Annotated in this window: 3 protein-coding genes and 1 pseudogene; 2 read left to right on the top strand and 2 right to left on the bottom strand. The window is 49.1% G+C overall.

Going from position 1 to position 6701, the window contains the following annotated elements:
* Positions 1–288 precede the first annotated feature (288 nt).
* Positions 289–651, bottom strand: a complete 363-nt coding sequence (locus H6F50_RS01245) for a Mo-dependent nitrogenase C-terminal domain-containing protein (RefSeq protein ID WP_190410141.1) — start codon at positions 649–651, stop codon at positions 289–291.
* A gap of 589 nt (positions 652–1240) precedes the next feature.
* Positions 1241–4738: a transcription-repair coupling factor gene (gene mfd / locus H6F50_RS01240; protein WP_190425431.1), complete on the bottom strand. Its 3498-nt coding sequence runs from the start codon at positions 4736–4738 to the stop codon at positions 1241–1243.
* 281 nt (positions 4739–5019) lie between these two features.
* On the opposite strand from mfd, the gene H6F50_RS01235 reads away from it, so the two are divergent.
* Together H6F50_RS01235 and H6F50_RS01230 are read left to right on the top strand one after the other, a co-directional pair.
* Positions 5020–6342, top strand: coding sequence for a hemolysin family protein (locus H6F50_RS01235; protein ID WP_190425428.1), 1323 nt, complete (start codon positions 5020–5022; stop codon positions 6340–6342).
* Between the two features lie 177 nt (positions 6343–6519).
* A pseudogene (locus H6F50_RS01230) lies at positions 6520–6701 on the top strand (class I SAM-dependent methyltransferase); the annotation flags it as partial.

Below are 6701 nucleotides of genomic sequence, written 5' to 3'. Positions count from 1 at the left end.
AAGTGCAAGGCATCCTGGCGGGAGTTACTCAAGTCGCCTTTGGCCTTTTGCACTAGCCTTCCATCTTCCGGCGTTACAGTGACATCCTCTTCTAAAAACTAGCAAGTTTCCGGATCGTCGTAGGTTTAGGAAAATTCGGAAACTTCTTTCATCCAAATGGGTCTAGCGGAGACGCCCAACTGGGTGAGATGCGATTGACTGGGCTGATGCTGAACCTTTACCTTTACTGTCATCTGGCGATCGCCAGAAAGCGTATGCTTGCCTTAGCACAATTTGCTCTAGCTTTTTCTAGATGTAGGACTGGATATCCACACCACATTGATCGACTAGATAACAAAGCGCCCGAAAACGCAATCCTACCAGTTGGTCATAAAACGGATTCAGTTTGCACAACGGAGGAATGTGTCCTACTTTGTGACCAAATAGCTTGATATCACGCTCAAAGGGGCACTGTGCCGGAATCGCCTTTGCGAGAAGCTCAGCCATCTGACGGTCAGAAATCGCAATTCCGTCCAGCCATTGACGGAGTGGGCGCAGGATATCGAATTGCTGCTTTTTAGGCGAGCGAACGACTTTAGCTGCTTGTACGCTTTCTGCTGAAGCGAGTGCAATACTTTCTAGGGTATTCGGCTGTTTGTCTGTGCAGATCATACTCATTAGGTTCACCCTTGTGTTTTCCAATTGCTTGAGTATTTGCTCATCCCTATTTCCAAGATACAAACCCTAAAGAAATGTTTCATAAAACTACGAACAAATTCTATCAGGATTTTTAAAGATTTGATGAAATAATCACCAATTAAACAAATGCCACGTCAAAATACCTAAGCTGGGATTGCTTAGAGACTGAATTTAGTTTATTTCTCGACTGGTTGAAATCATGAAATGCCAGCTCAAGCCAATTTTAGAAGAACAGAATTAGATAAGTTAAACAAATGTTCCGATAATTCTGATCTAGGAGATTTACAGAGTTAGCTTGGCTGTACTGCATTCATTAATTACATTAAAACTAAGTATTCAGTCAAAGCGGAAGTACCCAACGAGGTAATTTTTTTGAGTGCAATTTGTTCATTATCTTTCCTGAGATTGATAGAGGATTGGTAGCAAAAATAACAAAAAATTTGCAGGGAGACAGGAAGAGGTTTTGACACTACCGATTTGCCCGATCTAATCGCAGACAAACTTAAAGACAAATTTCAACTCTTCGACCCTGCAAACCGAGCTGTCAGTACTGATATGTAAATTAGACGAGTGCCGGTTCTGGGAGTGCCCCTTGCATCTTACCCAACCAAGTAATCAGATGTTCCGTCTGCTGCTCGGCAGGCAAGACGCCCAAACCGCGAACGGTGACTTTACCGGAGGTGTAGACAAAGCGAGTTTTCAGGTGTTCTGGCAGATTATCTTTGAGCAGGTTCCAGGCGGGTTCCTCCATCGGTGTCTCTAGGATAACGTGTTGTTTGCTTTCTGGTTTAATCCGGCTGAAGCCGAGTTTTTTCGCCAGTTGTTTCAGTTCCATTACCCGCAGCAACTGAGTTGCTGATTTAGGGATACTCCCGTAGCGATCGCTCCATTCTGCGGCAATACTCACTAATTCTTCCTTAGAATTCGCCGCAGCCACTGCACGGTAAGCGCTCATCTTTTGATCCAAATCGGTGATGTAGTCCGCGGGGATAAACGCCGTCAGCTGCAAGTCAATCTGCGTATCGTCAACTTGGGGAATTTCCTGTCCGCGAATTTCGCGAATCGCTTCCTCCAACATTTCCATATAAAGATCGAAACCAATGGCATCCATCTGTCCCGATTGTTCCGCACCCAATAAGTTACCGACGCCCCGAATTTCCATATCGCGCGTGGCAAGTTGATAGCCAGAACCCAATTGGGTGAATTCCTGAATGGCTCGTAACCGTTGCCGTGCGGCATCTGAGAGCGCCTTGTGCTTGGGATAAAATAGCCATGCGTGAGCTTGGATGCCAGCACGTCCCACCCGTCCGCGCAATTGGTATAGCTGGGATAGACCAAATTTATGGGCATCTTCAATCAGGATCGTGTTGACTCTGGGGATATCTAAGCCGGATTCAATAATCGTGGTACAGACGAGGATATCCGCTTCGCCAGCGCTGAAGGCAAGCATCGTCGCTTCTAACTCAGATTCGTCTAATTGACCGTGAGCGATCGCCAGTCTGGTTCCTGGCACCATTTCTCGCAGCTTTGTAGCCGTTTCTTCAATTCCCTCGACTCGCGGGACGACATAAAACACCTGTCCCCCTCGGTCGAGTTCTTGGCGAATCGCCGTACGGATCGCTTCGGGATCGTATGATGCCAGGTGAGTTTTAATCGGACGCCGAGACGGTGGCGGCGTAGTAATCAAACTCATTTCCCGGATTCCCGACAATGACATATAAAGCGTCCGGGGAATCGGGGTGGCGGAAAGAGTTAGCACATCCAACTGCGTTCTCAGAGATTTGATTTTTTCCTTTTGGTTGACGCCAAATCGCTGTTCTTCATCCACCACCAACAACCCTAAATCTCGGAAACGAATTTCCTTACTTAAGAGTTGGTGAGTGCCAACGACGACATCTAATTCACCCGTCGCCAGTCGTTTGATAATATTGCGGCGTTCCTCAGCACTGCGGAAGCGGTTGAGTAAACCCACCTCAATTGGGTAGGGGGCGAAACGCTCTTTTAGGGTGTGGTAGTGCTGTTGAGTCAGAATCGTCGTTGGGGCGAGGAACGCAACTTGCTTCCCGGCGGTAATCGCTTTAAATATGGCGCGGATGGCGACTTCCGTCTTGCCGAAACCGACATCACCGCACACCAACCGATCCATCGGGCGATCGCTTTCCATTTCCCGCTTCACATCCTGCACCGCCTTCAACTGATCCGGCGTCGGTTGATAAGGGAAAGAATCTTCTAATTCCTCTTGCCAAGGCGAATCCGGTGGATAAACAAAACCTTGTTGTTGCGATCGCTGAGCATACAACTTCAGCAAGTCCACCGCCAACTTCTTAATCGCCTTGCGGACTTTATTCTTGGTAGATTCCCACGCCTTGCCGGACATTCGATTCAGTTCCGGCGGTTTCCCCTCCGTGGCGCGAAACCGAGACATCGCACCCACCTGATCTGCCACTACTCGCAGCAAACCATCCGCGTACTGCACTACCAAATACTCACGGGTTTCGTTATTAACCGTCAGACTTTCCAGCCTGAGAAACTTACCAACCCCGTGATTTCTGTGAACCACATAATCACCGGGGCGCAACTTGTTGGGATCGACTTGCTTAGACGCCGCCCGACGACGCTTGCGGATATAGCTGGGACTTGCCAGAGAATGCTGTCCGAAAAACTCCCTGTCTGTCACCACCACCAATCGGAAGGTTGGCAGGATAAATCCTTCCAGTTCCGCGATCCCCGAATATTTTACCGCCACCGGCGTCTTCTGGATTTGCAACTTGTCAATCGCCGGATAATCGTGGGGATTGGGGACAAATTGCGCCGGACAATCGTGTTCTTGGAGCAACGATACAGAACGGGAAGGCTGTGCAGAAACGATCCAGATCGAGAAACTGCGATCGCGTTCCTTCCGCAAAGTTTCCGCAATTTTAGCAAACTGATGCGGCGTTACCGGAACCGGACGACTAGCTAGATTGAGTGCGGAGGACTGAGGATTGAGGACTGAGGACTCAACCAATTCTGATAAATACAGCCGCTTAAAGCGTTCCGCCGCCGCTAAAGATTCATCAAAATTGCGGTGAATTTTGGGTAATTCCTCCTTCCTATTCGCAATTGCCCATTGTTCTTCAGCGTGTTCCACCCAGCGATCGCTATGGGCGCGACATTGCTCCGGCTCATCAATCGCAATCAGCGTATTTTCCGGCAAATAATCCAACAAAGAAGCCGGTTTCTCAAAAGCCACCCCCAACAACCGCCGCGTACTCTTCTCTGGTTCTTCTTCCCTCTCTTCCCTCTCTTCCTTCGCGACCTTGGCGTCTTGGCGGTTCGTATCTTCTAACGCCGCCCGAACAATCGGACTAAAATTAGTCGGAGTCAACACCAGCCGCTCAATCTTATCTAGCGATCGCTGCGTCGCCGGATCGAATTCCCGCATCTGATCCAGTTCATCCCCGAACCATTCCAAACGCACCGGCAACTCAGCCGACACCGGGAACACATCGATAATATCCCCGCGCCGACTCCATTGCCCCTCCATTTCCACCAGAGGCACCCGTTCGTATCCCAGAGTCGCCACCTTCTTGCTAAAGGCGTTTAAATCCCAACTCTGTCCGCGTTCCAGCGTGATGCAGAAAGGCTTAAAAGCTTCAAGAGGCGGCAAATGAAGTTGTAGCGCCCGTTCCGTCGCCACAACCGCCATCTTGGCTGAGGACTGAGAACTTCCTGTCGCCTCAGCCTTGACTAAATCTGCCAATACCTGCATCTGTCCCCAAGTCATCTCCGATTCGGGATCAAATGGCTCGTAGGGCGACGCTTCAGAAGTCGGATAAAAATGTACCGTCTGCCAACCCATTGCTTCCAGTTGAGCGCAACAGCGGCTAACTTCCTCCAGGGTGGCACACACCACGAACAAATTCTGTCCTTGGGCTTGCGCGAGGGCAGAAGCCACCAATCCCTTTGGCAACCGGGGAATTCCGTTGAGCTGTAGATACCGTTGTTGGTCGAGCTTAGAAAGGAGTTCTGTCGTAAGAGGCGATCGCCCTAAGGCACGAATAATAGAAGAGAAAGCCATCAGTTGCAGGAAATGCTTAATTCGTTCTGACAAAAAGGCAGGAGTATACCTCCCTACCTCCATCATTTTAGAAGGCAGTTCAAATCGAGACTGCTCTATCGATAGATTTCTGCTTTACACAAAATGCTACTTTCTCTATAGTTACTGCTTTTTTGGGGAACCCCAGCTTTTGATATCGGGGTGGGCACATTGGTTCTCTGGTTTTCTAACCATCCAACTTCGGGTATCGCCCCTACTTCCATCTAAGGCACCGTTCGCCGATATTACTGACACATTGACAAATGACCCCTACTACCGAATTTCTAATTATTTTGCTACTGATCGTTGCCAATGGCATCTTTGTGATGTCAGAGTTAGCTATCGTCTCGGCTAGGAAGGTGAGGCTGCAACAGCTGGCTAACCAAGGGGATGTCAAAGCACGCGTTGCCTTGGAACTGGCGAATTCCCCGAATCAGTTTTTGGCAATTGTTCAGGTGGGGATAACCCTCCTGGCGATTATCTCCGGTGCTTTCGGCGAAAAAACCATCGCTAAAAGCCTCACCCCTCTATTAGGGTTGATTGCCTGGATCGCCCCGTATAAAAACGCGATCGCATCAGCGATCGCGATTCTCATCATCACTTATCTGACACTGATTATTGGCGAACTGGTGCCCAAGCGGCTGGCTTTAAACTATCCAGAACGGATTGCTTCATCTGTTGCTATCCCGATGCGGATGTTGGCTACTATTGCTGCCCCAGTTGTTTATCTATTGAGTACCTCCACAGATATGATGGTGCGGCTGTTGGGCATCAGGCCATCCACCGATGGTGAAATCACCGAACACGATATTACAGCCTTAATCGAGCAAGCCACGGAGGCGGGAACCTTTGAGGAAGCAGAACAAGACATGGTGGAACGAGTGTTTCGCCTGGGAGACCGACCCGTGAGTGCGTTAATGACACCCCGACCGGATATTGTCTGGCTTGACCTAGAAGACTCCCAGGAAGAAAATCAACGCAAGATTATAAACAGCGCCTATTCCCGATTTCCCGTCTGTCAGGGGGCGCTGGATAATGTTTTGGGCATCATTCCCGTGACTGACCTATTAGGGCGCTGTCTGTCCGGACAACAGCTTGACCTAACGCTCTCGTTGAAACAGCCGGTATTTGTGCCTGAAAGTACCGGAGGGCTGAAAGTTCTAGAATTATTCAAGCAAACCGGCACTCACATGGCGCTGGTTGTAGATGAATACGGCGTCACTCAGGGAGTAGTTACGCTCAACGACATCTTAGTAGAAATCGTTGGTGATGTAGAAATCGATAGTACAACATCTCCTCCAGCCGTACAACGCGAAGATGGTTCCTGGTTGATTGATGGAATGTTGTCGGTGGAAGAGTTTTTTGAAATATTAGATATTGAGGAATTGCCGGGAACGCAAAAAGGAAACTATCACACAATGGGCGGTTTTATGATTACCCATTTAGGGAAAATTCCTACGGCTGCCGACCATTTTCATCTGGGGAGTTGGCGTTTTGAAGTGATGGATATGGATGGCAATCGCGTTGATAAGGTGCTGGTGATGCCCGTCTCTAGAGATGCCGCTGATTCCGAGTCTGGCGATTGAGATGCTGAAATTGCTGGGTTGAGCGTGTTTTAACGCTTTGCGTGTTATCGGCATTGCCTGCATCGTGCGTTGATGTTGACACAGAAAGCGATCGCTTCTTAATCCGGTTCGCTTAGAGCTAAAAATACCAATTCCACCGAATTTCCATTCTGCCCACACCTATTTTAGGAGCCAAAAATGCAGCCAGAAGAAGCAATCCGAGAGCAATTTGACCGCGCCGCAAATGCATACAGTACATCACCCATTTTCGCACAAGGGCACGATCTGGAGCTGATGGTGCAGGCAGGTGAACCAACATCAGAGATGAGTGTACTTGATGTAGGGTGTGCGGCAGGACATACGGGGTTTGCTTTCGCCCC

Source organism: Coleofasciculus sp. FACHB-712, assembly GCF_014695635.1.
In the GTDB taxonomy this organism is placed as follows: Bacteria; Cyanobacteriota; Cyanobacteriia; order Cyanobacteriales; family FACHB-T130; genus FACHB-T130.
This window is presented reverse-complemented; position numbering and strand designations above follow the sequence as displayed.

Excerpts from the sequence above, each read along its gene's own strand:
- H6F50_RS01245 (WP_190410141.1), bottom strand. The coding sequence starts at position 651 with ATGATCTGCACAGACAAACAGCCGAATACCCTAGAAAGTATTGCACTC.
- mfd (WP_190425431.1), bottom strand. The coding sequence starts at position 4,738 with ATGGCTTTCTCTTCTATTATTCGTGCCTTAGGGCGATCGCCTCTTACG.
- H6F50_RS01235 (WP_190425428.1), top strand. The coding sequence starts at position 5,020 with ATGACCCCTACTACCGAATTTCTAATTATTTTGCTACTGATCGTTGCC.